At 63.9% G+C, this 26,684-nt stretch carries 27 protein-coding genes; 9 read left to right on the top strand and 18 right to left on the bottom strand.

The window, feature by feature from the left end; genetic code table 11:
- Nucleotides 1–3 precede the first annotated feature (3 nt).
- Nucleotides 4–297, top strand: coding sequence for a hypothetical protein (locus BM118_RS33120; protein ID WP_244550291.1), 294 nt, complete (start codon nucleotides 4–6; stop codon nucleotides 295–297).
- A gap of 59 nt (nucleotides 298–356) precedes the next feature.
- Here the strand turns inward: BM118_RS33120 and BM118_RS33125 are convergent, their stop codons facing one another.
- A complete protein-coding gene (locus BM118_RS33125) occupies nucleotides 357–1,649 on the bottom strand; it encodes a c-type cytochrome (protein ID WP_092191190.1) in 1,293 nt (430 codons plus the stop codon).
- Nucleotides 1,650–1,931: 282 nt separating this feature from the next.
- Here BM118_RS33125 and BM118_RS33130 point away from each other — a divergent pair, with 282 nt between their 5' ends.
- A complete protein-coding gene (locus BM118_RS33130; RefSeq protein ID WP_092191192.1) occupies nucleotides 1,932–2,171 on the top strand; it encodes a hypothetical protein in 240 nt (79 codons plus the stop codon).
- A gap of 91 nt (nucleotides 2,172–2,262) precedes the next feature.
- On the opposite strand, the gene BM118_RS33135 is transcribed toward BM118_RS33130, so the two are convergent.
- The 15 genes from BM118_RS33135 to madL form a co-directional block, all read right to left on the bottom strand.
- Complete coding sequence (locus tag BM118_RS33135; protein ID WP_092191194.1) at nucleotides 2,263–2,475, bottom strand: hypothetical protein; 213 nt, start codon at nucleotides 2,473–2,475, stop codon at nucleotides 2,263–2,265.
- Nucleotides 2,476–2,674: 199 nt separating this feature from the next.
- Nucleotides 2,675–3,376 carry an HpcH/HpaI aldolase family protein gene (locus BM118_RS33140; RefSeq protein WP_092191196.1) on the bottom strand — a complete coding sequence of 234 codons (702 nt, stop codon included), beginning with the start codon at nucleotides 3,374–3,376 and terminating at the stop codon, nucleotides 2,675–2,677.
- A gap of 15 nt (nucleotides 3,377–3,391) precedes the next feature.
- Nucleotides 3,392–4,195, bottom strand: coding sequence for an SDR family NAD(P)-dependent oxidoreductase (locus BM118_RS33145; protein ID WP_092191198.1), 804 nt, complete (start codon nucleotides 4,193–4,195; stop codon nucleotides 3,392–3,394).
- Between the two features lie 7 nt (nucleotides 4,196–4,202).
- The gene (locus tag BM118_RS33150; RefSeq protein ID WP_092191200.1) at nucleotides 4,203–5,885 is read right to left on the bottom strand and encodes a hydantoinase B/oxoprolinase family protein; all 1,683 of its coding nucleotides are present in this window, start codon (nucleotides 5,883–5,885) and stop codon (nucleotides 4,203–4,205) included.
- 12 nt (nucleotides 5,886–5,897) lie between these two features.
- On the bottom strand, nucleotides 5,898–7,964 hold the full coding sequence (locus tag BM118_RS33155; protein WP_177234917.1) for a hydantoinase/oxoprolinase family protein: 2,067 nt from the start codon (nucleotides 7,962–7,964) through the stop codon (nucleotides 5,898–5,900).
- Between the two features lie 162 nt (nucleotides 7,965–8,126).
- Entirely contained in the window at nucleotides 8,127–9,065 is a 939-nt protein-coding gene (gene nac / locus BM118_RS33160; protein ID WP_092191204.1) for a nitrogen assimilation transcriptional regulator NAC, read from the bottom strand.
- Nucleotides 9,066–9,220: 155 nt separating this feature from the next.
- Nucleotides 9,221–10,429, bottom strand: coding sequence for an aspartate transaminase (locus BM118_RS33165; RefSeq protein WP_092191206.1), 1,209 nt, complete (start codon nucleotides 10,427–10,429; stop codon nucleotides 9,221–9,223).
- A gap of 67 nt (nucleotides 10,430–10,496) precedes the next feature.
- The gene (locus BM118_RS33170) at nucleotides 10,497–11,237 is read right to left on the bottom strand and encodes a branched-chain amino acid ABC transporter ATP-binding protein (protein WP_092191208.1); all 741 of its coding nucleotides are present in this window, start codon (nucleotides 11,235–11,237) and stop codon (nucleotides 10,497–10,499) included.
- A complete protein-coding gene (locus BM118_RS33175) occupies nucleotides 11,230–12,000 on the bottom strand; it encodes an ABC transporter ATP-binding protein (RefSeq protein ID WP_092191210.1) in 771 nt (256 codons plus the stop codon). The genes BM118_RS33170 and BM118_RS33175 overlap by 8 nt, the downstream gene beginning before the upstream one ends.
- Nucleotides 11,997–12,980: a branched-chain amino acid ABC transporter permease gene (locus tag BM118_RS33180; protein WP_177234918.1), complete on the bottom strand. Its 984-nt coding sequence runs from the start codon at nucleotides 12,978–12,980 to the stop codon at nucleotides 11,997–11,999. The genes BM118_RS33175 and BM118_RS33180 overlap by 4 nt, the downstream gene beginning before the upstream one ends.
- 46 nt (nucleotides 12,981–13,026) lie before the next feature.
- Nucleotides 13,027–13,899 (bottom strand): branched-chain amino acid ABC transporter permease, encoded by an 873-nt coding sequence (locus tag BM118_RS33185; protein WP_092191214.1) that lies wholly within the window; start codon nucleotides 13,897–13,899, stop codon nucleotides 13,027–13,029.
- 12 nt (nucleotides 13,900–13,911) lie between these two features.
- A complete protein-coding gene (locus BM118_RS33190) occupies nucleotides 13,912–15,099 on the bottom strand; it encodes an ABC transporter substrate-binding protein (RefSeq protein WP_092191216.1) in 1,188 nt (395 codons plus the stop codon).
- A 485-nt stretch (nucleotides 15,100–15,584) separates the two neighbouring features.
- On the bottom strand, nucleotides 15,585–16,271 hold the full coding sequence (locus tag BM118_RS33195; protein WP_049824014.1) for a GntR family transcriptional regulator: 687 nt from the start codon (nucleotides 16,269–16,271) through the stop codon (nucleotides 15,585–15,587).
- Nucleotides 16,272–17,036 (bottom strand): malonate transporter subunit MadM, encoded by a 765-nt coding sequence (madM, locus tag BM118_RS33200; RefSeq protein ID WP_092191218.1) that lies wholly within the window; start codon nucleotides 17,034–17,036, stop codon nucleotides 16,272–16,274. It abuts the gene before it with no gap.
- Nucleotides 17,033–17,467: a malonate transporter subunit MadL gene (madL, locus tag BM118_RS33205; protein ID WP_092191220.1), complete on the bottom strand. Its 435-nt coding sequence runs from the start codon at nucleotides 17,465–17,467 to the stop codon at nucleotides 17,033–17,035. Before madL ends, madM begins: the two co-directional genes overlap by 4 nt.
- A 194-nt stretch (nucleotides 17,468–17,661) precedes the next feature.
- Between madL and mdcA the strand changes: the two genes are divergently transcribed.
- Genes mdcA through BM118_RS33240 form a run of 7 tightly spaced genes read left to right on the top strand, consistent with a single transcriptional unit; the run spans nucleotide 17,662 to nucleotide 23,670 of the window.
- Nucleotides 17,662–19,308 carry a malonate decarboxylase subunit alpha gene (gene mdcA / locus BM118_RS33210; protein WP_092191586.1) on the top strand — a complete coding sequence of 549 codons (1,647 nt, stop codon included), beginning with the start codon at nucleotides 17,662–17,664 and terminating at the stop codon, nucleotides 19,306–19,308.
- A 10-nt stretch (nucleotides 19,309–19,318) separates the two neighbouring features.
- The gene (gene mdcC / locus BM118_RS33215) at nucleotides 19,319–19,636 is read left to right on the top strand and encodes a malonate decarboxylase acyl carrier protein (RefSeq protein ID WP_092191222.1); all 318 of its coding nucleotides are present in this window, start codon (nucleotides 19,319–19,321) and stop codon (nucleotides 19,634–19,636) included.
- On the top strand, nucleotides 19,633–20,547 hold the full coding sequence (locus BM118_RS33220) for a biotin-independent malonate decarboxylase subunit beta (RefSeq protein WP_092191224.1): 915 nt from the start codon (nucleotides 19,633–19,635) through the stop codon (nucleotides 20,545–20,547). Before mdcC ends, BM118_RS33220 begins: the two co-directional genes overlap by 4 nt.
- Nucleotides 20,534–21,274, top strand: coding sequence for a biotin-independent malonate decarboxylase subunit gamma (gene mdcE / locus BM118_RS33225; protein WP_092191226.1), 741 nt, complete (start codon nucleotides 20,534–20,536; stop codon nucleotides 21,272–21,274). Before BM118_RS33220 ends, mdcE begins: the two co-directional genes overlap by 14 nt.
- Nucleotides 21,267–21,914 carry a malonate decarboxylase holo-[acyl-carrier-protein] synthase gene (gene mdcG, locus BM118_RS33230; protein WP_092191228.1) on the top strand — a complete coding sequence of 216 codons (648 nt, stop codon included), beginning with the start codon at nucleotides 21,267–21,269 and terminating at the stop codon, nucleotides 21,912–21,914. The genes mdcE and mdcG overlap by 8 nt, the downstream gene beginning before the upstream one ends.
- Complete coding sequence (mdcB, locus tag BM118_RS33235; protein ID WP_092191230.1) at nucleotides 21,911–22,759, top strand: triphosphoribosyl-dephospho-CoA synthase MdcB; 849 nt, start codon at nucleotides 21,911–21,913, stop codon at nucleotides 22,757–22,759. Before mdcG ends, mdcB begins: the two co-directional genes overlap by 4 nt.
- Entirely contained in the window at nucleotides 22,759–23,670 is a 912-nt protein-coding gene (locus tag BM118_RS33240) for an acyltransferase domain-containing protein (RefSeq protein WP_092191232.1), read from the top strand. The genes mdcB and BM118_RS33240 overlap by 1 nt, the downstream gene beginning before the upstream one ends.
- Before the next feature lie 137 nt (nucleotides 23,671–23,807).
- Here BM118_RS33240 and BM118_RS33245 read toward each other — a convergent pair whose 3' ends face one another.
- Nucleotides 23,808–24,899, bottom strand: coding sequence for an ABC transporter ATP-binding protein (locus tag BM118_RS33245; protein WP_092191234.1), 1,092 nt, complete (start codon nucleotides 24,897–24,899; stop codon nucleotides 23,808–23,810).
- 16 nt (nucleotides 24,900–24,915) lie between these two features.
- The gene (locus BM118_RS33250) at nucleotides 24,916–26,676 is read right to left on the bottom strand and encodes an ABC transporter permease (protein WP_092191236.1); all 1,761 of its coding nucleotides are present in this window, start codon (nucleotides 26,674–26,676) and stop codon (nucleotides 24,916–24,918) included.
- Nucleotides 26,677–26,684: the final 8 nt, after the last annotated feature.

Raw genomic sequence — 26,684 nt, forward strand, 5'->3', positions numbered from 1 at the left:
CGCATGCCTCGTTTCATGATGGTTTCTTCGACATGCCTTGCCGTCACGGTTCTCGCCGGCACAGCGGTCGGAGCTGCCACCCTCACCAAGGCGGAGAAGGTCGCGCTCAAACAGGCGATCGTCGCCTGCAAGGCCGAGGCAAAGGGCAAGAAGATCAAGTGGCTGTCACGCCGGAAATACGTCAACCAGTGTGTCGTGACGGCGCTCAAGGAACGTCCCAGCATCGACGTGGCTCGCATGCTCGACGAGAACCCGGAGCTAACGAATATTCCCGTGGAGCGATGGCCGGGGTATTAGGGCGTCGCCATTGGGACCTCGCCGGCTTCGCTTGAGGACGCGCAAGGCGTTGCTGCCGGCTACTTCGACGTCGCACGCGCCAGAAAGTCCGTGAGCGCACGGCGATCCTCGGCCGAGCCGATCTTCTGCTCCGGCATCTTGGTGCCGGGCGTGTAGGCGTTCGGCCCGATCTCGAACAGTTTTGAGACGGTCTCCGGGGTCCAGACGATATCCATCGCCTTGAGCGCGTCGGTGAAGCGATAGCCCGGCAGCGAGGCGATCTTCCGGCCAAAGAGTCCCGCAAGCGTCGGCCCGGCACGCTGTACCTCGCTCTCCGACAATGTATGGCAAGCGACGCAGGCCCTGAACATTTCGGCGCCGTGATCGCCGACATAGGCAGCGAGCGGATCCGCCGGCGTGCCCAGCACGTTCGACCCGATCGCCGCGCCGGTCAGAGCATTCCAGCGCCCGATCTTGCCGTCAGCACCGCCAGTCAGGAGCGTCGCGCCATCGGGCAGGAACGCGACCGACCAGACCGGCGCGCCGAGCCCGGCGAGCGTGCGCATCACGCTGCGCGCCTTGCGATCGACGATCGCAACGGTGCCGTCAATTGCCCCCGTGGCGATCAAAGCACCGTCTTGCGAGATCGCCAGGGCCACGACCGGCCTGGCGCCAACCATGACCTCGCCACTCTCCTTGCCATCGGCGGTCATCATGCGCAGCTTCCCGTCTGCCGCGCCGGTGACGATTTCGCCATCAGGCGAAATGGCTACGGCATTCAGCGGCGCCGGCATCACAACGATCTCGGGGCTGCCGCCAGGCAGCGGCCAGATCCACACCGTCAGATCGTAGCCAACGCTCACCAGCGATTTTCCGTCGGGGGCAAAGGCCACACCGTTCACGCCTTGCGAGTGACCTTGCAGCACGCGCGTCCCACCGTCGGACAGGGATGAAATCCGCACGGTGTGGTCCCACGAGGCCGATGCGAGCTTCGATCTATCGGGCGAAACGGCGAGTCCGACAATGGGTCCCGTATGACCTTCGACAACATGGTCTGGTTGCAGCCGGCCCGGCGTCCAGATAGCAATCTGGCCGTCCGCGCCAGCCGTTGCCATTCGTCCGTCTCCGAGGAAGGCGGCCGCGTTCACCGCACCCGAATGGAAGCGAAGGACCTGCTCGGCGGTCTCGGTTGCCAGGGACCATCGGATTGCTGCAGTGTCGAAGCTCCCCGACAGAACTGTCCTGCCATCGACCGAAACGGCGATTGCGCGGACAGGCCCACCGTGCCCCGCCAACTGCGCCTGCGCGGGCCGCAGCGGGAGAAGCAGCGATGCCGTCAGAAGGGCGGTGGCGAGACGCAAGGTCAAATCCATTGGCCGTCGGAGACACTCACAGCGAAGCACTCACCGTGCCATTCTGCCCGGCTTTTGCACCACGGCCAAATGCCGTCCCGTGACGTCAGGCGATCGTTCTGCGGATATCTTCCGTGGCGTGTCTGTGGCCGACAGGCCTAGCCTCTGGGCAAAAACGCACCCATTTGATCTAGCTCAACGAGGGTAGCTCGCATTCGGTTCCAGGTGCGACAAGCGGCGCCTTGATTGGCGATCGACGTGGTCGCAGTCTTGCCAAGGACGCCTCATGGACCGAGGCTGGACATGCAAGTACACCCGAAAACCTATCTGCAGCTCATCTCGCGGTTGTGGCACTTTCGCGCGTCGCCGCCGCGAAACCGCGATCCCGGCAGCCAGGGCGCGTCGCCACTGCTCATCTACATCGCCGTCGTGTTGGCGCTGCTCCTGGCCGTCCTTGAAGTCGACATCCACAGCGCGCGGCTTCAATCCTTGGGACTGCTCGGCGATCCCATCGGAATCAACCCGATTTTCATGGGTCCTTGAGACGGCGCTTGCGACCGTTCGAAGACATACGAGCCGTCCCAAGACGTCCAGCTCGACCACTATTGGTTGAGACGCGACGGCAGTATTCCTTCTACTCCTGTGTTCCCCTTGGAAACACAAGGGATCGATCTACGAAATCTTCAACCGGCAGTTTGCTTTGTTGCGCCTGTCTTTGCATCTCCTGCACCGGGGGCATCCCAGCTACCGATGCGCGACTCGCCGGTAATGGATGCGATCGCTGCATATTCGTCGCGGCCACGAAAACCGCGAGCGCAGCCAGGCCAGAGATCATCAGGAGCTTCATGCGAACCTCCGTTGGTTCTGAGAGAGTCGAAGCTCTGACTAGTGCAGGACTCGAAGTTCCCGTGTGAGATCCCTCACATCTCTCGTTCTCTTGATCATCGCTTGAGCGGTTGCCCCACGCCGCGCGCCGTCAAAGATGCGCCAATCCAACATGGGCAAGTTTGAGCCAGCTTCAGCCACCGAGCTCCAACTCGGTCCCTTCACCGAACGAGCATCTTCTTGACGCCGGCCAGTCCGACGCGAAGGAACGGATCTGAGTGGATGTAGAAATACCGCACGCCGTGATCGAGCCAGGATGGCAATTCGTCTGATGTCACGAGCGTGCCCGCGACCTTTCCGGCCGCCCTGATCTTCTTGACTGCATAAGCCACCCGCTCGACGACGGCCTGCGGCCGAGGCTGCCCGAACGGCGGCGCTGGCGGATAACCCATGTTCTGGGACAAGTCGCCGGGGCCGATGAAGAAGACATCGACGCCTTCGACCGCCAGCAAGGCATCGATATTATCGATGGCCTGCGGCGTTTCGATCATCGCGATGATCAGCCGCTTCTCGTGGTCGGCGGGACATGCATAGCGGACCGCGTCCACAACGGCGCGCGCCTGATCGGCGGTATCGACCATCGGCACCATCAACCCGTCGGCGCCGGCATTGAGATACCGAATCAGGATCGGTCGCTCGTGGGAGTGCGGACGGACGATCGCGGCGCCGCCTGCGCCGCGGATGGCCTGAGCCGTGACCCGCACGTCCTCAAAGCTCCAGGTCCCGTGCTCGCAATCGACGAAGATGGCGTCGGCACCGAGCTCGACCAGACGGACGGCGAGGCCCGATGACGCGTGGTGCGGCGTGAACATGGTGACCGCCTCGTCCTTGGCTAGGCGCGCGCGCAATTTCGCTCCGTTCATGGGAGATCCTTTTCTCTAGCTCTTCGGCTTGTCGGCAAGGCCCGCGGGCGCTCCGACCCAGCGCGCCGTCTCGATATCGGCAGAGGTGTCGCGCATGAAGGTCGGGCAGATATGCAGTTCGGGGATCACCGCGCCCTTTTGCAGGCTGGCGCAGAGCAGTACCGCGCGCGCGACGTCGTGCGGATTGAGCATCACGGCACGTTCGCTATCCAGAGGCGGTCTCGCGCGATTGTCCATGATCGGCGTGTCGGTCTCACCCGGCAGGATCGTCGTCGCGCGGATGCCCTGATTACGAAACGTATTGTGCAGGAAGGTCATGAAGTTCTTCACGCCGGCCTTGGCCGCACCATAAGCGGCGCCGCCGAGCAGGTTCGGATTGACGACCGCGAGCGACGACACGGTGATCACCGTGCCCTCCTTCTTTGCGATCATGTCCTCGAGCACGGCTTGCGTCAGGTTGAACACGGCGGTGAGATTGACGTTCACCGTGGCGTTCCACTCCGCCTCGCTGATGAAGCGCGCGTTCAGCACCCTGCTGGCGCTGCCGGCATTGTTGACGAGAATATCGATCGCCCCGACATTTTGCTTGACCCAGGCAACCGTCTCCAGGATCGCCTCCCGCGAAGCCACGTCCATCGCGCGAGCGACGGCCTTGCCGCCGGCCTTCTCCACGACGCTCACGACCTCCCGTAACGGGTCGATCCGGCGCCCCGTCACGACGACCGTTGCGCCCTCCTGTGCCAGCAGGATCGCGGTCTCACGCCCGATTCCCGTCCCCGCGCCGGTGACGAGCGCAATCTTGCCATCGAGCAAACCCATGCTTCCCCTATTCGGCGGCGGTCGCCGCCACGTTTGAGCGGTGATAGCCGTAAATCTGCCTTGCGGCCGCAGGCGTGATCAAGCCTTCCGCAATGTCGAGCTCGACCGAAGCCGCCGTGCGCTCGGACGTACATCCCCATCCGCCCCCGCCCGGTGTCTCGACCTCCAGGCGGTCACCCATCTTCAGGACAACCTTACCCTTCGGGAATTGCGGTTCGCCATTCTTGTACACCTTGCCGGCACTGCCGGACTTGCCGCCAACGACACCGAAGCACGGATGACGTACGCGCTCCGACGCGAGGTAAATGTTCATCGGATTGCGCCCGAGATTGCGCAGCACGACGCGCTGGCCGAGGCCGCCACGGCTCCTGCCAGCACCGCCCGAGTCCGGAATGAGCTCCTTGCACTCAGTAAGCGCGGGGACGGCAATCTCGAACATCTCGATCGCCGTGACCTTGCAGTTGGACGGAAAGCTCAGGGTATCGAGACCGTCGAATTCGGCGCGCGCGCCCTGCCCGCCGTGAAAATTCTGCACCGAGCCGTATTGCGTGCCGTCGTCGCGCCGGCCGACGCAGTTGGCGGCCCAGATCGGCGCGCCGCCGCTGTCGCCCATCACCTTGTCCGGCACCACGCCCTCCAGTGCCTTGAAGATGAGCGACGGAATGACGTGCCCGATGAGGTTGCGCGAATTGCCCGCGGTCCATTCCTCTGGATTGAGAATCGAGCCGAGCGGCGCCTCGTCCGTGATCGGCGTGATGCAGCCCTCGTTATTCGGAGTATCCGGGTCGAGCAGGCATTTCAATGCATAGACGGAATGGGCGTAGCGATAATTGGTCCGGCAGTTGATCGAGTGAAGAATTTGCTCGGACGTTCCGGCGTAATCGACGTGAATGGAATCGTCGCGCACGATCACGGCCGCCTTGAGCGTCACATCAGTGTCGTAGCCGTCGAGCAGGACCTCGGCGGTGTAGGTCCCGTTCGGCCATTGCCGGATCGCCCGCCGCGTCTGCGCTTCGGATCGCGTGTGGATCGCATCAGCCAGTTCGTCGATGCCATCGAGATCATACTCGTCGAGGAATTTCACCAGTTCGCGGCCCATCACATTGTTGGCTGCAACCATGGATTCGAGATCGCCCATCACTTCGGTCGGCAGCCGAACCGAGGCGGCGATGATATCGAGCACGTCCTGGTTGGGAACGCCTGCTTTATGCAGCTTCACGATCGGGAAGCGGATTCCCTCCTCGAAGATGTCGCTGGCTTCGGAATGCAGGGGAGCGCCGCCGATATCGGGCAGATGCGCGATCGAACCGGCATAGGCCACGACCTTGCCCTTTTTGAAGATCGGCGTGATCATCGTCACATCAGGCAGATGCCCGGTGCCGATCTCCGGATCGTTGGTGGCGAGCACATCGCCTTCTTCCAGGGTCTCAGCCGGAAACCTGGGCAGGAAATATTTTTGCGCGGCCACCGGCAGCGAGGTGATGAACACCGGAATCGACCAGGTGCATTGCGCAAGCGCGCGGCCGCGGCTGTCGAGCAGCACGGTCACATAGTCGTGGTTCTCGCGCACGATCGGCGAGAACGCGGTGCGGCCGAGCACGATGTCGGCCTGGTCGGCGATGAAGATCAATCGATTCCACATCACCTGGAGATTGATCGGGTCGTTGAAATCGGCAGCGTTCACGGACATGGTGCGTCGTCCTCAGGCGATATTGATCACGAGATTGCCGTTGATGTCGACGTGAGCCGTGCCGCTCGGTCCGATGACCGCGGTGGACTCCCGCTGCTCGACGATCGCGGGCCCCTGGATCTCTTCGCCGACCGGCAGCTTGTAGTGGTCATAGACTGGCGTTTCGACGAAACCGCCGCGCTCGCTGAAATAAACCGAGCGCGTGCCCTTTCTGGCCTCGGCGGCATGTCGTGTGTGCGGGCGGGTCACCTGATCCTTCTGGCCGCTGGACCGCAGCCGCCAGGTGATCACCTCGACCGATGAGCCCGCAACGGTGCGGCCGAACAGCTCGCGGTAGAGCTTGTAGAAATTGCCGAGCAATTCCTCGTGGAACTGCTTTGGCGGCAAGCTGCGATCCGGCAGCACGACCGTGATCTCGTGACCCTGGCCGACGTGGCGCATGTCGACCGTGTAGGTGTTGGTGATCGTCTCTGGCACAACGCCAGCGGCACGGACGACCTCGGCGCCCTGGACGACGAGATCGCCGAGCAGGCGATCCATCGCCGCGAAATCCCAATTGTCGACCTGCATCGGGAAGCTTACGGACAGATCGACCGCGACCGGCGCGATCAGCAGGCCGATCGCCGAGGTAACGCCGGCGCCCGTCGGGCAGATGATGCGCTTGATGCCGAGCTTGCGCGCGATTCCATAGGCATGCACCGGACCCGCGCCGCCGAAGGCGACCATCGGCAGGCTGCGCGGATCGACGCCGAGGTCGGTCGCATGCACCGCCGCCGCCTTGCTCATGGATTCGTTGACGAGATCGTGGATACCCCAGGCGCAGCGGGGAACGCTGACGTCAAGCGAGGATGCAAGCTTCGTCATGGCCGTGAGCGCGGCATCTTTCGACACCTTGAACGAGCCGCCGACGAAGGACTCGGTGCCCATATAGCCGAGCAGGATATCCGCGTCCGTCACCGTCGGCTCGGTGCCGCCGCGCTGATAGGCGGCCGGTCCCGGCAGCGCGCCCGCCGAACGCGGTCCGACATCGAGCAGGCCGAGCGGGTTCTTCGCGGCGATCGAGCCACCGCCGGCGCCGATCTCGATCATGCGGATCGACTGGATCTTCAGCGGAAAGCCCGAGCCTTTGCGGAAGCGATGATAGTGCGCGACCTCCAGATCGGTGCCGACTGTCGGCTCGCCGTTCGGGATCAGGCACAGTTTTGCAGTGGTGCCGCCCATATCGAAGGACAGTACGCTGCCCTCGCCGGCGATGCGGCCGAATTCGGCGGCCGCGACCGCGCCCGCGGCTGGCCCCGATTCAATCAGGCGCACCGGCAGCTCGGCGGCGCGGCTGCTCGGCACGAGACCGCCCGACGAGGTCATCCACAGCACCTGTCGATTGATGCCCTTGGCGGCGAATTCGCGTTCGAGATGGGCGACGTGTCCGGACATCTGCGGCCGCGTATAGGCGTTGACGACAGTGGTCGAGGCGCGGTCGAACTCGCGCACCTCCGGGCAGACCTCTGATGACAGCGACACGAAGACGTCCGGGTCCTCTTCACGAAGCAGCGCAGCGATTCGCTGCTCATGATCAGGATATTTGTAGGCGTGCAGCAGGCAGACGGCGACGGATTTGATGCCCTCCTCGCGCAGCCGGCCGGCGATCTCGCGGACCGTCTCCTCCTCCAGCGCGGTGATGACCTCGCCATCGGCCGCGATACGCTCGACCGCACCAAAGCTGTTGGCACGCGTCACCAGCGGATCCGGATATTTCAAATTCAGATCGTAGAGGTCGTAGCGGCCTTCGTTGCGAATGCGCAGCATGTCCTGGAAGCCGGCCGTCGAGATGAAGCCGGTCTTGACACCCTTGCGCTCAAGCACCGCATTGGTGACGACGGTGGTGGCGCCAAGCACCTGCAGCCTGTTGAGATCGACGGCACTACCGAATTGTTCGAGCAGCTCGGACACACCTCGAACCACGGCCTCGGCAGGGTTGATTGGCGTGCTCAGCACCTTGTGGAGATGCAATTCGCCCTTGTCGTCGAGCAGCGCGAAATCGGTGAAGGTCCCCCCGGTATCGAATGCGAGCTTGGCCATATGTATCCTCGAAGCGATTGTCTTCGAGCGTAGAAAATGCGGTTGCGGCCGACCACCACAACTCCCCTCTGCCGCCATAGGTTTTGTTTATGGCCTGGCGAAACCGACGCGCTGCGGCTACCGCGCATGCAGGCAAGTGGCTTTGACGTTCAGCCGTGGCGCCTAGACCGATCGAATGCCCTGCGGATGGCTGCGCATTAGCTTCTCGACCACGGTTAGAAGCACCGATCGCGTGGCGAGCGCAGGCTCCGACAAGGGCAGATGGTCGGAGATGCACAGCGAGACGGTTGCCTCGATCGCGGGGCGAACCAGCCGCCGCACCTCGACACCGCCAAAGCTCGACGCGCTCGCGGCCACCGAGGCCGGCAGGATGGTCGAGCCGAGGCCCTCGGTCACGGCCGCACCGAGCGCGGAGACGGATTCGATCTCGGAGACGACGTTCGGCGCCACCCGGGCCCGCGCCAGCGATTCGTCGATCAGCCGACGCAGGAAGTGCCCCTGGCTCGGCAGCAACAGCTTGACGTTGGCCAGCGCCGACAGTGGCAGCGGCTCGTCCGTCGGCTTCTTCGCACCCGGCCCAGCAGGCGAAACAAGAAACAGCTCCTCGCGGAACAGCGGCTGCAGCTTGACACCCTTGATCGGGCCGGAGCCATAGATCATGGCCATGTCCATTCTGCCGGTCATGATCAGCTCGCTCAGCACATGGCCGAAACTGTCGTTGATATGGACGATGATCTGGGGATGCAGCGTCGACATCTCCTTCAGGATCGGCAGCGACAGAGTGCTTGACGCCGAGTAGGTCGCAAGGCCGATCGAGACGCGGCCGGCCAGCGCCTTGGTCGATTGATCAATGTCGATCTGGGCCTGCTCGATCTGCTTCAGCAGCAATTGCGCGTGACGGTAGAGGATGAGGCCAGCCTCGGTCGGCACGATGCCGTGATTGCTGCGGAGAAGCAGCTTGTGCTTGAAGTGACTCTCGAGCGCTGCGATCTGCTGCGACAGCGCCGGCTGCGCCGTGCGCAACAGGCCGGCGGCGCGCGAGACGCTGCCGGCATCGACCACCTTGACGAAGCTCTTGAGCTTCCTGAAATCGACGCTCATCTGTGTCGAACGCTGGTCCTCAACCGAACGGGCGGCGCCCGCTCAGCCGCTCATGAAAACACGGTCTGGATCGATACTATCCTTTATCTAGCCTATTGATTTCAATCGGTTTCTTCGCTTGCGCGCCGATTTGGCGAGCAAGTCCGGCTTCGCACTCAGCGCAGCGCCCCGCAGGCCCTCTCGATGCGGTCGCAAGCGGCCTTGATCGCCTCCATCGAAGTTGCAATCGAGAGGCGGAAATAAGGTGAAAGCCCGTAGGCCGCGCCCTGCACGGCGGCGACGCCGACATCATCGAGCAGATAGAGTACGAAATCGAGATCGCTGTCGATGACCTTGCCGCCCGGGGTGGTCTTGCCGATCACGCCGGCGCAGCCGGGATAGAGATAGAAGGCACCGTCAGGCACCAGGCAGGACAGGCCGGGGATCGCGTTCAACCGCGCGCAAGCATAGTCGCGGCGTTCCTTGTAGAGCTTGACGCTGTCGCGAACGAACGACTGGTCGCTCGTCAGCGCATGGGCGGCGGCGGCCTGGCTGATCGACGAGGGGCACGAGGACATCTGCGATTGCAGCTTGTTGATGGCGGCGACCAGCGGCGCGGGACCCGCGGCGTAGCCGATCCGCCATCCGGTCATAGCATAGGTCTTCGACACGCCATTGGCGAGCAGAACGCGGTCCTTGAGCTCGGGCACCGCGGCGGCAAGCGTCGTTGCCGGCTCGTCGCGATACCAGATCTGGTCATAGATATCGTCGGACAACACAAGGACGTTGGGATGACGCAGCAGCACGTCGCCGATCGCCTTGAGGTCGGCGCGGGAATAGGCCGCGCCGGTCGGGTTCGAGGGCGCATTGAGGATCAGCCAGCGCGTCTTCGGCGTGATCGCGGCCTCCAGCGCATCCGCGGTCAGCTTGAACCCCTGGTTCTCGGAGCAGCGGACGATGACCGGCTTGCCGTCATTGGCGATGACCATGTCGGGATAGGAGACCCAATAGGGCGCAGGGATGATGACCTCCGCCCCCTCCTCCACGCTCGCCATCAGCGCGAGGAACAGGATCTGCTTGGCGCCGCCGCCGACGCAGATCTCGTTGTCGGCATATTCCAGCCCGAGGCGGCGCTTGTAGTCGGCGATGATCGCCTTGCGCAGGGCGACGGTGCCGTTGACGGCCGTGTATTTCGTCTCGCCGCGGTCTATCGCCTCATGCGCCGCCGCCTTGACCTGATCCGGCGTATCGAAATCAGGCTCGCCGATTGCCATGTCGACGATGTCGCGGCCGGCGGCCTTGAGCTCGCGCACGCGCGCGGAAGCAGCCGTGGTCGGAGATATCTTGATGCGCGAGACGCGCGCGGCCGGCACGAAGATCGTCACTGTGGTCGTCCTTTGCGTTGCGAATGTATCCGCGCCCGCCAAGCGGGTGCCAAGTCAATATTCGAAGTCAATGTTCGACGTCGGTCTCGCCGCGCATGCGGCCGGTAAGGAAGAGCTCGCCGAGCTCGTCGTGGGTGACGTCGGCGGGACGGCCATCCCAGATCACCTTGCCGAGCCGCAGGATGACGGCGCGTTGCGCAACCGCCATCGCCTTCTTGGTGTTCTGCTCGACCAGTAAGATGGTCTGGCCTGCGGCGTTGATGCGCAACAGCTCGTCGAAAACGATGCCGATCGCGGTCGGCGACAGCCCGACCGACGGCTCGTCGACCAGCAGGATCTTTGGCCGCTGCAGCACGGCCATCGCGACCTCAAGCAACTGTTGCTCGCCGCCGGACATATTGCCGGCAAGCGTGTTGCGGCGCGTCTTCAGGATCGGAAAGAGATCATAGACATAGTCGCGCTCCGCCTTCACCCTGCTGTCGCGCAACGTGTAGGCCGCCATCTGCAAATTCTCGTCGACCGTCATGACCGGGAAGTTGCAGCGCCCCTGCGGCACCCAGGAGATGCCCTCGGCCAGGATCGCACGCGACTTCAGCGCCGTGATGTCCCTGCCCTGCCAGTCGATGGTGCCGCCCTTGATCGTCGTCATGCCATAAAGCGTCTTGAGCAGGGTCGACTTGCCGGCGCCGTTCGGCCCCATCAGCGCGACGAACTGTCCCTGCGGCACGTCGAGGTCGACGCCGTTGAGAATGTCGAGCGAGCCGTAGCCCGCCCGCAGACCCTTGATCGAGAGAGAGGGTTCAGCCACCGAGATAAGCCTCCCGCACCGCCTGGTTCTGGACGATTTCGTCCGGTGTTCCCTCAGCGAGCTTGCGTCCCTGATCGAGCACGACCACACGCTTGCAGAGGCTCGTCACCACGTCGATGTTGTGCTCGATGATGAGGAAGCTCACGCCGAAGGAGGTGTTGGCAAGGCGAATACTCTCGACCACGCGCTCGATGAGCTTCGGATTGATGCCGGCCATGGGCTCGTCGAGCAGAACAAGCTTCGGCTCCGGCATCAGCATCGAGGCGAACTGGATCAGCTTCTGCTGGCCGCCGGAGAGCTTGCCGGCGGGCTGGAAGCGCACATCCCAGAGGCCCGCGATCTTGATCAGCTCCCGCGCCCGCTCCCTGAGCGCCGCGACGCGATTGCGCGCGGCCGCCCCGATTCCGAAAGTCGACAGAACCCCGGGGAAGCTGAACATCTGGCCGGCGATGACGAGGTTCTCCTCGATGTCGAGCGCGGAGAACACCACGGTCTTCTGGAACGAGCGCAGCATGCGCCCTTCGCGGGCGATGTGGTTCAGCGACCAGCCCGTGATGTCCTGACCATCGAGCTTCACCGCACCCGCGCTCGGTGTGGCGAGACCGGTCACGCAGTCGAAGAAGGTGGACTTGCCCGATCCGTTGGGACCGATCAGCCCGCAGATCTCGCCGCGGTCGACATGCAAGTCGACACCGTCGACCGCGCGCACGGCGCCGTAGGATTTGCAGAGGCCGGAAATGTCGAGGATCGGCAGCCCGTTCATTTGCGCTTCTCCAGGAAGGACCAGAAGCGCCCGATCAGCGGCGCGAACCCGCTCGGGAACCAGAACACCAGCCCCAGCAGGAAGAAGCCGTAGGCGATCATGCGCAGCTCCGGGGCAACGCGCAGCGCTTCAGTGAGGCCGACGAACAGCAGGCTGCCGAAGATGACGCCCGAGATGGTTCCCGCCCCGCCGCCGAGCACGATGATCAGCATGGTCGTCGAGTAGTACATCTGGAAGGTGAGCGGGCTGACCACGGTCAGGTAATGCGCATACAGACTGCCACCGAGCCCGGCAAAGATCGCGCTGATCATGAAGACGACCAGCTTGTAGTGCCAGGTCGGGATGCCCACGGATTCGGCCAGCGTCTCGTTCTCGCGAATGGCTATCATGTTGCGGCCGGCCGGCGAACGGACGATCAGGTAGACGACGATGGTCGCGAGCACAGCGATGACGAGGACAAGATAATAGAATCCGACCGTTCCGGAGACTGTGAACGAGGCCGGCCCCAGTGCGAAGTAAGGCTTGGGAATTGCCGCCAGCCCCATGTCGCCGCGTGTCAGGCTGATCCAGTTCTTGGCGACGGCCTGGCCGATGATGACGAAACCGAGCGTGCACATGACGAACGACGTGGCCCGCAATCTCAGTGCGGGAATTCCGAGCGGCAGCGCGATGAGGCCGGTCACGACGCCGGCGGCAAGGAAATTGACGTAGAACGGCGTGCCGAAATGCACCGCCAGCAGAGCCGAGGCATAGGCACCGATGCCAAAGAACGCCGCCTGCGCCAGCGACAGCAGTCCGGTATAGCCGAGCAGCAGATTGAGCCCATGCGCCGGCAACAGGAAGATCAGCGCGATGATGATGGCATGTAGCGGATAGTTGCCGAGAAACAGCGGCGCGATGCAGGCCAGCGCGATGAGTGCGACGCCGAACGGAGCGCGAAGATCCCTCCGCGTCACGACCGTGCGTTCGGCTGATGTCATGGGCTGCCCTCGGACGATCTCAGTCAAATGCCAAATCCCATCGCTATCAGAAGCGCGCCTGCGCGGAGAACAACCCGTGCGGGCGCCACATCAACACCAGCATCAGAGTTGCAAAACCAACGGTGTCGCGGAACTGCAGACCGACATAGGTGGCGACCAGGCTCTCGGCGATGCCGAGGATCATCGCCGCGACGAACGTACCGCGGACGTTTCCAAGTCCACCCATGATGATGATCGGCAGCGTCTTGAACGTGATGAGCTCCCCCATGCCGCCGTAGACGCTGACGTTTACCGGTGCGGTCAACACGCCCGAGAGTGCTGCGAGGGCAGCACCGAGGATGAAGGTCCAGAGTGCGACATGGCGGACGTCCATGCCGACAACCGCGCAGCATTCGATATTCTGCGATACCGCACGCATCGCCTTGCCCATCCGGCTATAAGTGACCATCAACTCGAGGCCGACGAACACGATCAGGCCGACGATGATGATCAGGATCCGCTGTTCTGCGAGCGTGAAGCCGAACAGCGTCACCGGCTCGATATAGCCGCCGGAGAAGAACTTGTAGCTGCCCCCGAACGTCAGGATGACGGTGTTCTGGAGGATCAACGCAACGCCGAGGGTTGCGAGCACGCCGGCCTCGGCCGGAGCCCCCACGATCCGCTGCATCACGAAATTGCCAACGACGACGGCGATCACCGCGGTGGCGACCACGCCAATCACGATCGCCACGGGATAGGGCAAATCGAAATAGTCGATCGCGAACCAGGCTCCGAAGGTTCCGAGCATGTAGTATTCGCCGTGGGCGAAATTGATGGCACGCAGCACGCCAAAGATCATGGTCATGCCGACGGCAACGATCGCGTAAACCGATCCGGAGACGATGCCGTTAACAACCTGCTCGATGACCGTGTAGAACATGTGCGCTCGGTCCTATTTCGGATAGTCGATCTCGGCCGAGTAAGCTCCCTTGATGGAAGGCTTGCCATTCTCGATCTCGAGAAGGATCATCGGCAAGCGCGCCTGATTGTGGTCGTCGAAAGTCACTTCGCCGACCGCACTCGCATAATGGATATTGGAAAGCGCGTTACGGACCTTCTCGCGATCAATGCTCTGGGCCTGCTCGATCGCCTTGGCCAGTAGATGCGTCGTTTCCCAGTGCACATAAGCGTGGTTGTTGGGCGCTTCACGGAACTCGGCGGTGAACTTGTCGACGAAGGCCTTGCTTCTCTCGGACTCGTAGGCCGGAAGCCAGGCCGCGGCTTCGATTGCGCCCTCGAGCGCCTTCGGCGCCGCCTTGATGGAGCTCGCTGTATTGAACTCGGCGTTGCCGATCAGGGGGATCTTGCCGGCAATCCCGGTTTCGATCATTTGACGTCCGACGATGGGTGTGGAATCGGCATTGCCATACATGATGATGGCCTGGGCGCCGGAATCGCGGATCTTGGACAGGACGCTGCGGAAATCCACCTCGCCTTCCTTGTAATAGTCTTCCGTCAATATCTGGCTCTTGAAGCGCGGCAGGTACTTCTTGGTAAACTCAATGGCTGCGCGCCCGTAGTCGGTGTCGACCGACAGCACGGCGTATTTGGTGAATCCCTTCTTTTCGGCGGCGTATTGCAGCACGACGAGGGCGCGGTTTTCGTCGGTCGGATAATTGCGATAGGTCCATTTGAACCCGCCGACGCCCGCCTTGTAGGTGATCTTCGGATTCGACGAGGCGGCATTGAGGAGAAGCACACCGGCATCCTCCACGACCGGCTGCATTGCGAGCGTCACCGAGCTCGATACGTCGCCGATGATGAAGTCGACCTGGTCCTGGTCGATGAGGCGCCGGGTTGCCGAGACGCCTTCGACCGGAGTACCTTGGCTGTCGCCAGCCAGGATGTTGATCTTGCGCCCACCGATGCCGCCGGCGCCGTTTATTTCCTTCGCAGCCATCTGGGCACCGCGCATCGAGAAGGCGCCGTAGCGGGCATTCGGGCCGCTCATCGGAGCGACGAGACCGAGCCTGATCGTCCCATCTTCGCTTCGCGCCGCGAAGGCGCTGGAGGAAACGCTCTGTAGTCCAATCAGGGCGGTTCCGATGCAAAATCCTCGTCGGCTCAACTCGATGGTCATTTGCCCGCTCCGTTGCTGCTACAAAATGATGCGCCCGCGAACGCCGCCACTTCTGTGGTCTTGCCCTTGGAATTCTTTGCTGCGGCCGACGGTAAAAAATAGATTTACGTTCGATGACAGGGGAAGCACGACTGTCCTCTGCCGCCATAGCGAATTCTTATGGCGAGCCGCTCACTCGAAATCCGGTCCGTCGAAATAGCCCCCCGCAATCTGGAGCAGATAGCTCTGCGTCGGGCTAACCTTTCCACGACGACCGGAGTTGAGAGCACAGGACGGATCCATCTCGGCCGTAGTGGTTGATGGAATCGGACCATGACTTGAACTGATTGGCGTTCGCCGACAGGCAGCATGGTACATCACGCTCGGCGCGATGCGAGCGCGGCGTGCTCGATCAGACAGAATAGGTACGCGACCTTGCCAATAGTCCATGCCTGCGACCGCCGGATGTGGTCAAGCTATCGGCCCGATCGTTACGATCAGGCGACTCAGCCGAGGCGATCGTCGATGTAGCGCCTGAGCGCGGACGCGGCATTCAGCATGTGCGCACGCATTCGGCGCGCTGCGGTCTCTCCGTCACCTTCTGCGATCGCCTGCATGATGGCATCATGCTCGTCGCGGGACTTGCGAATGCGATCGCCCTGCCGCAATTGGGTGCGGCGGAAGGCGCTGAGCCGCGAACGCACGTCCTGCGCCTGCTCGGCAAGAAATGAGTTGTGCGTTGCCCGGTAGATGCATTCGTGGAATTCCCGGTTGAAAGCGTCATAGGCATCAACGTCGTTCGCCTCGACCATCGCGAGCGAGCCTTCGTGAAGCTCGATCAGGTGGCTGCGTTCGAGCGGGGTCATGCGGTAGGTCGCAAGGCGGACGCACATCGCCTCGACCTCGGCGCTGGTCTCGAACATGTCCATGATGCGCTCCGGCGTCATCCGCGCAACGACGAGGCCGCGGCGGCCGCGCACCTCGACGAGGCCGCTGACCACGAGCTGGCGAAGCGCCTCCCGCACCGGCGTGCGGGAAGCTCCAAAGCGATCGGCAAGCTGCTGCTCTTCCAGGGCGGAACCGGCGACGAGTGCGCCTGAGGCGATCTCGTCGGTGAGCGCGTTGCGGATGCGATCGGAGAGCAGCCCGCCATCGTCTTCCGCGCCGACTGCGACCTTCAGTACTTCTGCCATTCAGCCTCCCGTGATCGCACGCACCGCGAAGTAAAGGATCGAGGGGGCGACCAGGCACCCGAGCCCGGTGTGAAATGTCGCCGTCAGCGCACCGTAGGGCACCAGACGCCGGTCCGTCGCCGCCAGCCCCCCGGACACGCCGCTGACCGTTCCCATCAAGCCGCCAAACACCATTGCACTGCGCGGATTGTCGAGGCCGATCATCTTCGCCACGAAGGGCGTTCCGATCATGACGATCACCGCCTTGAATACACCGGTCGCGATCGAGAGCGCAATAACCGGCGAAGATGCGCCGATCGCAGCCCCCGTGACCGGCCCGACGATGTAGGTGACCGCGCCGGCGCCGATCGTCGTCATCGAGACGGCATCGGTGTAGCCGAACGCCGCGGCAACGAACACGCCCAGAATGAACGGGACGACAGTTCCCAGCCCGAGCGCGACCGCACCGATCGCCCCGGCCTTGCGCGCATGAACGACGTCGACCTCGAAGGCGGTGGCGACGATGGCGAAATCCCGCAACATCGCTCCGCCCATCAGGCCGATCCCGGTCAGCGCCGGCAGGTCGGCGACGCCTTTTTCGCCGCCAGTGGCGATGCCGCCGAAAAAGGCCAGCACGAGACCCAGCATGATCGCGATTGCCGAGCCGTGGATGCGTCCGAAGGTGAGGTACTTAGAGATCACTCCGGAGATCCACATCAGGATTCCGACGGCCGCAAAAGCGGTGAGCAGCGAGTTTGCAGCGAGAACATGCGATATCATCGTCATCCGATCCTCCCGGACTTGAAGTGGGGCACAGTCGCCTCGAGCGCCTCTCGCGCCTCGATCTCGTCCATGGTCTCGACACGGCCGCTGAGCCTGCCGATCAGGGCCACCATCGCGAAACACACGGCGACCGCGCCGATCCCCGCAATGACGACGATGGGACCGCCCTTTGCGGCAGCGACGACGTTCTGCTGCGCTGCCATGGCGACCACGATGGGAATGTAGAAGCTGCCCCAGAACTCGACGCCGGTCTTGAGACCGTGGCTGAGCAGGCCGTGCCGCACCAGCCAGAGCCGGGCAGCGATCAGAAACATCATCGCAATGCCGACGCCGCCGACATTGGCCTTAACGCCGAGGGCGATGCCGAGCAGGTCCCCCAGAAAGACCCCCAACAAGGTGCAGATGGAGAGCAGCGCTACGCCGGAAACGGTCACGGGCGCCTCCCCTGAGCGAACGGAGCTCCGGCCACGCGACTTGGGTAATTTGTATGCATTCGCATCGTAAATCTCCTCCTGTGTATGCGAACATCTATCGCTTATGAAGCTGTGCATACACTAATTGACATTAAGACGCAATACGCATACATTCGGCACCAATGAAGCTAATCCCGCATGCCAAGGAGCCCGAGATGAGCGATTGGGGTATGCAAAAGGCCGCCCTGAGAGAGCGCCTGGCGGCCGGCCAGCGGTACGCCAACGGCAAGGTCGTCCCGATCCCGAGTCTGCCGGCGTTTCTGAAGGCGGTGGTCCGGTCAGGCGACCGGGTGTGCCTCGAGGGCGACAACCAGAAGCAGGCCGACCTCCTCGCCGCGGCGCTCGCCAACCTCGACCCCGCTGAGATCAGCGACCTGCACATGGTCCAGTCCGGCGTGGTCCTGCCCGCCCATCTCGACATCTTCGAGAAAGGCATCGCGCGGCGGCTCGACTTCTCCTATTCGGGCCCGCAATCGGCGCGCATCGCGCGCATGCTGTTCGGCCGCAAGATCGAGCTCGGCGCGGTCCATACCTATCTCGAGCTGTTCGCGCGCTACTTCATCGACCTCACGCCGAACGTCGCCCTGATCGCCGCGGTGAGCGCCGACAAGGACGGTAACCTCTATACGGGGCCGAACACCGAAGACACGCCGACCGTCGTCGAGGCAACCAGCTACAAGAACGGTCTCGTGGTGGCGCAGGTCACCGAGATCGTCGACAAGGTGCCGCGCGTCGATATTCCCGGCGACCTCGTGCATTTCGTGGTCGAAGCCGGCAGGCCGTTCTACGTCGAGCCGCTCTTCACCCGCGACCCCGCCGCCATCACCGAGACCCAGATCCTGACGGCGATGCTCGCCATCAAGGGCATCTATGCGCCCTATGGCGTGCGCCGGCTCAATCACGGCATCGGATTCAACACTGCCGCGATCGAGCTGTTGCTGCCGACCTATGGCGAGAAGCTCGGCCTCAAGGGCAAGGTCTGCACGCATTTTGCGCTCAATCCGCATCCGACGCTGATTCCGGCGATCGAATCCGGCTGGGTCGACCAGATCCATTGCTTCGGGTCGGAAGTCGGCATGGAGGACTATGTCGCCGCGCGCTCCGACATCTTCTTCACGGGGCCCGACGGCTCGCTGCGATCCAATCGCGCCTTCTGCCAGACGGCCGGCCTCTATGCCTGCGACATGTTCATCGGATCGACACTGCAGATCGATCTCGAGGGCCACAGCTCGACGGTGACGACGAGCCGCATCGCGGGGTTCGGCGGCGCGCCCAACATGGGATCCGATCCGCGCGGCCGCCGCCACCCGAGCGAACCCTGGCTCAAGGCCGGTGCCGAGGCGGCGCCCGATGCCGCCCCCGCCCTGCGCCGCGGCCGCAAACTCGTCGTGCAGATCGGCGAGACCTTCGGCGAGCGCAATGCTCCACTCTTCGTCGAGCGGCTGGATGCGCTCGAGCTGGCGCGCGAGCTCAAGCTCGATCTCGCGCCGGTGATGGTCTACTCGGACGACGTGACCCACATCGTCACCGAGGAAGGCATCGCCAACCTCCTGATGTGCCGCAGCAAGGACGAGCGCGAGCAGGCGATCCGCGGCATCGCCGGATACACCGACATCGGCCGCGCGCGCGATGCGAAGCTGGTCGAGCAGCTCAGGCAACGCGGCGTGATCCGGCGTCCCGAGGATCTCGGCATCGATCCGCTCGATGCCGACCGCCGCCTGCTGGCGGCACGTTCGATCAAGGGCCTCATGCTGGCCTCCGGCGGGCTCTATCGTCCGCCCAGCCGCTTCCGCAACTGGTGAGGAGTTTTGCATGGAAAAGCTCAGCTTCAGACTGACCGCAGCCAGATCCGCCGGCGGCACCCGCACGCAGGCGATCGTCGGCGTCGTCGCCTCCGGCAATCTCGAGGTGCTGCTGGAACGCACCTCGCCAGCCGACAAGTGCACGATCGACATCGCAACCGCAGCCCATGGCTTCGGCGCAGTGTGGGACGCCGTGGTCCGCGACTTCGTCGCCCGCCGCCCTGCCGGCGGCCTGCGCATCTCCATCAATGACGGCGGAGCCCGGCCGGACACGGTCGCGCTGCGCCTTGCGCAAGGCGTCCGCAAGATCGAGGAGCCGGAACGATGACACAGGCGGCAACCAACAATGCTTCGCTGAGCTGGTACGAGGCGAGCGCCCGGCAGCGCATCGACGCGCTGGTCGATGCCGGCAGCTTTTGCGAATACATCGGTCCCGAACTGCGCGAGATCAGCCCGCATCTTTCGATCTTCGACCTGCCGGAACAGTTCGACGACGGTATCGTCATCGGGCATGGCCGCCTGGACGGCACGCCGGTGCTCGTCGCCGCCCAGGAGGGACGCTTCATGGGCGGCGCCTTCGGCGAGGTCCACGGCGCCAAGCTCACGGGGCTATTGCTCGCGGCTCGTGCGCATCATCAGGACGTGCTGATCCTGTTCGACACCGGCGGCGTGCGGCTTCAGGAAGCCAATGCCGGCGAGCTCGCGATCGCAGAAATCATGCGCGCGGTGATCGAGGTGCGGCGCGCGGGCGTCAGCGTCGTCGGACTGATCGGCGGCCGCGCCGGATGCTATGGCGGCGGCAGCCTGATCGCAGGCACCTGCTCGCGCCTGATCGTGTCCGAGCAGGGGCGGATCAGCGTCAGCGGCCCCGAGGTGATCGAGACCAACAGAGGCATCGAGGAGTTCGACTCGCGCGACCGCGCGCTGGTGTGGCGCACCATGGGCGGCAAGCACCGCTATCTCATCGGCGGCGCCGACATGTTCGTCGACGACGAGGCGCTGGCGTTTCGCCAGGCGGCGATCGACGCGCTCAAGATCAAGCGTGGCTGCGACACCACCGTTCTCGAGGCCGAGCAGAATCGCCTGGAGCGTCGGCTGCGGCGTTTCGGCGAAGCCGAGGACGCCGTCGATATCTGGCAGACGCTTGGGATCGACGCGCCGACCGAGATCCCCGCGCTTCCGACCGACGCGTTTCTACGCGAGGCAAAGACAAGGGAGAACGCCGATGACGCTCGATGACATCCTGACCGGCTTGTTCCCGAACGGCAGCAAGATCGAAACGACCGGCGCGATGATCGCGGGACATGCGACCCTGCCTGACGGCGGGCCGATCCACGTGCTCGGCATCACGCAAGGACAGCCGCTCGGCGTGGACGAGGCGATCGCGCTCGCAGGGCGCGTGATCGAGATCATCAAATCGAAGGATGGGGCGCCGATCCTGTTCCTGGTGGATTCCGCCAGCCAGCGCATGAGCAAGCGCGACGAATTGCTCGGCCTCAGCGAATATCTGTCGCATCTCGCCAAGGTGCTGCTGCTCGCGGAAGCGGAAGGACACCACACGGTCGGCCTGCTCTACGGCGGCAGCGCGGCGGGCGCGTTTATCGCCACGGCTCTTGCCACCGGCACGCTGGTGGCACTCCCCGGCGCGCATCCCGCGGTGATGGATCTGCCGTCGATGGCGCGGGTCACCAAGCTTCCGATCGACGCGCTGAAGGCCAAGGCGGAAGCAACGCCCGTTTTCGCGCCCGGGCTCGACAATATGGTGCAGACCGGCGGCATTCACGTCGTCTGGGATGAAACTGCGCCCCTGGCGCCGCAGCTTGCGGCCGTGCTGGAGCGGCCGGCAGGACGGGATGATCGCAGCCGGCTGGGTGCAGAGCGGGGCGGACGCCGAAAGGCGGCCGAGATCGCCGATCGGGTCGTCGCGCTCGCCGCGGTCGCGCAGCAGGGAGCGCAACATGGCTGAAGCGCTCGCGCGTCACACCATGGTGAAGGCTTCGGCAGCCGGATGGGCTGTCGTGATGAGCCGCCATCCCGAACTCGCCAGCGAACCGATCATCGACGGCTGGGCGCGTGCCGGCCATCCCCTTATCGTTCGCCGGCCAGCGTGCAGCGATGCCGCCGGCATGATTCCGCTCGGCCTGCCGCTGCCGCCCAGCCACGGCAAACGGCGCATCGCGCTCGCGCTCGCGCCCGGCGATATCATCGCATCTGCTGCGCCGCCAACCTTGGCCGATGCGGCCGCCGCGGCGCCTGCACACTGGCAGGAGACGATCGGCCTGCTGCTCCAGCTTCTGCCCGAGACCCGCACTTTCGGCAGCCTGGCCTGGCAGCACCTCACCGGCCTGCCCTATCTCTCCGACAGTTCGGACCTCGATCTGCTCTGGCCGCTGTCGTCGGCGAAGCAGGCCGACACCCTGCCGTCGGACATCGGCCGGATCGCGAAGCAGGCTCCGATGCGGCTGGACGGCGAGATCGTTGGTCGCGCGGGAGGGGTCCAATGGCGCGAGCTCATCGGAGCTGACGACGATGAAGTCCTCGTGAAAGGCCCCGCCGGCGTCATCAACACGACGCGCGCCGCATTTCTGTCGGGGAAGCTGTCGTGAACGTCGCGCTGAGATGGCAATCGACACCTGCCAACGCGCCCGATGCGGAGCAGCTCGGTGATCTGGCGTCGCTTTGCCTGAAGCTCGAGGTTGAAACCCATCCGAAACCGGGGCTCGTCAGCCACGTCGACAATGGCGCGCACTGCGACATGGACGCCGAGCTGCTGTGCCGCAGCGCCGACACGTTGAGGCCATTCCTCCGTGATCTGGCGCTTGCTGGAGCCGAGGGCGCCGGCATGAGCCGGTTGCGCGCGATCGGGGTCGCCGCCGAGCGCGCCATGCTCGCGGAAACCGGAGGCGTCAACACGCATCGCGGCGCGATCTTCGGATTGGGTCTGCTCTGCGCCGCGGCCGGATATCGCGGCGCGCTCGGCATTCGCAAGTCGCTCGGCGATCTGGTGTCGCAGCGCTGGGGCGAAGACATCCTCTCGGGTCCCATATCCTTGCGCAGCCATGGCGCCATGGCCTCGCGGCGATACGGTGCCGGCGGCGCCAGGGCGGAAGCGGCTTGCGGCTTTCCATCGGTCTACGAGATCGCCCTGCCCGCCCTGCATGCTGCACGAAAGCTTGCTCCTTGCGATGAGGAAGCAATCCGCGTTCAGACCTGCATGACGCTCATCGCCGACGTCACCGACACCAACCTCCTGCATCGCGGCGGAGCGGAGGGCTTGCGCTACGCCCAAGACAGCGCATCTGCATTCCTTGCCGCCGGGGGCGTCGGACGTCGCGGCTGGCGCGAGCGAGCCATCGAGATTCATCAGGCATTCGTGGCACGCAATCTCAGTCCCGGCGGCTCGGCGGATCTGCTGGCCATGGCCCTCTTCGTCGATCGGCTGGACCTCTGATGCTCGCCCTGCTCTGCGGTGGACAAGGCACCCTCTCGGACAGGATCTTCGATCTGGCCGCCGGTCAGCCTGCCGCAGAGCCCGTTTTCACCGCGGCAACCGCGCATCTCGGCGAGGATCCACGGGAGTTCGTCCGGACGCACAGCGCAGACGAGCTGTCCGCCAACCATGTCAGCCAGATCCTGACCGTCACATCGACGCTCGCGATCCATGCCTGCATTGCCGACCTCCTGACCGAACCTACGGCCGTCACCGGCTACAGCGTCGGCGAGATGACCGCCTGGAGCATTGCAGGGATATGGACCGCCGATGAAGCCTTGCGACTGACGGCTGTTCGCGCGCGCCTGATGGACAGCGTCGCCGGACCCGACGGCCGCCTCGGCTATGTCCGCGGGCTCGACCCGGCCGCGCTCGAACGCCTGCTCAGAAAGCATCGCTGCGAGATCGCGATCAGGAACCCCGATCGTCTCGTTGTCGTCGGAGGCGCCGAGCAGGACGTGATCGACCTCTGCCAGGAAGCGACCCGACAAGGCGCCACGCGCACAGGTCTTCTCGCCGTGAGAATCGCGTCGCACACGCGGCAGCTCGAACAGGCCTGCCGCCCCTTTCAACTGACGCTCGACGCCAGCACACGCTCCGCTATCGCAAATCAGCGAGTCCTGCTCGCCGGAGGCGACGGCGAGCGCATCTTCTCTGCCAGCAATGCAACAGCAAAGCTCGCCTGCCAGGTGGCGCGCCCGATCGACTGGTCGGCGACCCTGGAAGCGCTTGCGGAGCTCGGCGTCAGCAGGGTGCTGGATCTCGGTCCAGGACACGCGCTCGCCGAGATGATGCAGGCTTTCCTTCCCTCAGTCCGCTGCTACGCGGCGGACGGATTTCGCACGATAGGTGGTTTGCGAGATTGGTTATAGAGCCGCCACGGCCGTGGCACTCGCGCTTCCTGACGCAATTAAGGAGCTGCGTCCGACTGGGGGGCTGATGTTGCGGCGAGATGGCAGCAGTGCACCGGGGCGGATAGACGTCGCAATCGCGTCCGTCTTGAACATGATTACCCGACGGCCCAGGCCGCGTGCCGAGGAACGACCACCGTCACATTGTCGCCGACCGAATAGCCGCCAAAGGCGGGAGCATCGACATTGAGGCGACCGTTCTCGATCTCCACCACGATCGACCTTGTCGGGCCACGGAAGATCGTGTGAGCGATCCGTCCCGACCATCGCAGCCCATCCTTGTCGGTGCCGGCGGGCGCAATCCTGATGTCTTCCGGCCGCACCATGACCGTGACGGTTTGTCCTGGCGGCACTTCGGTTGCAGCCTCGCATCGGCCCTGCCAACCGTGCCCGACGACATCAAGCTGAACCCGACCTCCCTCCAGGCGCGCGCATGCCTCCACACTGGCGTCAAGGAGATTTGGGTTGCCGAAGAATCCCGCGACCGTGCGATTGGCCGGGTAGCGATAAATGTCCTCGGGTGCACCAACCTGCTGGATTCGTCCCTGATCCATCACGACCACGCGGTCGGACAACGCCATCGCCTCCGACTGATCATGCGTGACATACAGGGTCGTCATGCCGAGCCGCCGCTGGATCGCACGGAACTCGTCGCCCATCTGTAACCGCAACTTGGCGTCGAGATTACTCAGCGGCTCGTCGAGAAGAAGCACCTTCGGCTCGAACACCAGCGCCCGCGCAATGGCTACGCGTTGTTGCTGACCGCCCGACAGAGCCGGCGCAGGGCGCTCGGAGAAGCCTTCCATTTCGACGAGACGCAACGACTTTGAAACCAGATCCCTGATTTCGGCCAAGGGACGACGGCGCACCCGCAATGGATATGCAACGTTCTCGAAAACCGTCATATGCGGCCAGATCGCGTAGGACTGGAAAACCATGCCGAGGCGTCGCCGCTCCGATGGAACAAACACGCCCGAAGCCGCATCGCTGACCACCTCGTTCCCGAGGCTGATCCGGCCACTGGTATTCTGTTCAAGGCCTGCGACCATCCGCAAAGTGGTTGTCTTGCCGCAGCCGGACGGCCCGAGCAGCGTCACGAACTCGCCTTCAGCGATGCGAAGATCAATTTCGTTCACGGCCGCGAACTCGCCGAACTTCCGGCTGACTTTCTCCAGGACGACATTTGACATCAGACACCCAATCCAGTCACAAGGCGCCAATCCATCGCTTGATGACGCGGAGCTGCACCCATCTGAAAGCGATCACCATAGCCATCATGATGAGACCGATCACGCTCACCTGTTCCGCGCTGCCGTTGGCCCAGAGTTTCAGAAGCACGACCGACAGAACTTCCGAGCCAACGGAATAGAGCAACACCGAGGCGCTCAACTCGCGCATGATTCCGAAGAAGATCAGGACCCAGCCCACCGCAAAGGAGGGCCAGACCAGCGCGATCATGATGCGCCACATCGTCTGCAGCCAACCCGCCCCGTGCACGCGCGAGCATTCCTCGAGGTCGTAGGACAACTGACCGTAGGCGCTGGACATGACGCGCACCGAAAGCGGCGTTCCCAGCGAGATGTAGGCGAGCAGCAGTGCCCAGATCGTCCCATAGATAGGAATGGCATGAGGCAGCAACGCGAATCCCCACAGGAAACCCACGCCCAGCACAATGCCCGGCATCATCCACGGCAACCACGCCATTGCGTCGATCAGACGACGTCCGCGCCATTTGGTCCTGACCGAGACATAGGCGACGATACCGCCGAGCAGCATGGTTAGCGTAGCGCCGGCAAAACCCAACAGCATGGTATTGCCAAAGGCCCGCCAGAACTCACTGCTGCCCGCGACCGCCTGATAATGCTCGAGCGTCAGCATCTCCCATTCGTAGAAGCCGAAGAACTTGAAGAAGGATCCGATCAGAAGCTGGCTCACCGGCAGCACCACCGTGACGGCGAAGAACAGCGCGCAAAAGGCGAACGTCGCCCAGCGCCATCTGCCGAGCTTCATGACCGCGGGCGAATAGCCCTTCCCCGTCACGGTCTGGAAACTGCGGCCGCGCAGGATGCGCCACTGCATCAAGATGACCAGGAACATCAACGCCATGATCACGAAGCTTATCGCGGTGGCATATTGATATTGCGGTGGCGAGCGCTGGTTAATGGAGTCGTAGATATCAGTCGTGATGACGTGGATGCCGGCAGGCGAGCCGAAGAACAGCGGCGATTCGAAATTCTCGATTCCCCTGATGAAGCTGAGGATCGCGGCCCCGGTCAGCGCCGGCAGCATCAGTTGAAGCGTAACGGTGTAGAAGGTCCGCAATCGGGTGGCGCCGCACATCCGCGCGGCCTCCTCAAGGCTCGGGTCCATCGCCCGAAAGGCGTCGACGATCAGGAGGAAGAGAAACGGCACCGAATATTGCATCATGTGCCAGACGACGCCGCCATAGGAATAGACGTTGATCGGCGACGCGGTCGATCCGGTGATCCACTGGTAGAGCTGGTTCAACAGTCCGACCTGCGGATTGCCCAGCATGCCCCAGGCCATCGCGGTGAGGATCGGCGGAATGAAGAACGGCAGCGTGACCAGCACCTCCAGCGTTCCGCGAAACGGTGTGTCAGTCCTCGCCAGAATCCAGGCGAGCAGGACGGCCAGGATCAGCGACGGGATCGTCTTGGCCAGCGCGATGCCGACGGTATTGAGCAGCGTGAGCAACTTTTGCTGCGAAACGATGTCGCGGTAGCCGTCGAGCGTGAAGACGCCGGCAACGCCCGGCGGCGTCGAATGCAGGCTCCCATAGAGCAGCATCGACAGCGGGTAGACCGACAGGAAGGCGAGCACGAGCGCAAGCAGCGTCAGCCCGACGACGCGGCTGGCCGGCGCGCCGTTCAGGAATCGCCGCGCGTGAGGTAGCCGCGGCCGCGCTGTTACGATATCGGCTATGCGGTCGTCGGCCGAAAGAGCCATCTGCCAGC

The organism is Bradyrhizobium sp. cf659, from assembly GCF_900113725.1.
Lineage (GTDB): Bacteria > Pseudomonadota > Alphaproteobacteria > Rhizobiales > Xanthobacteraceae > Bradyrhizobium.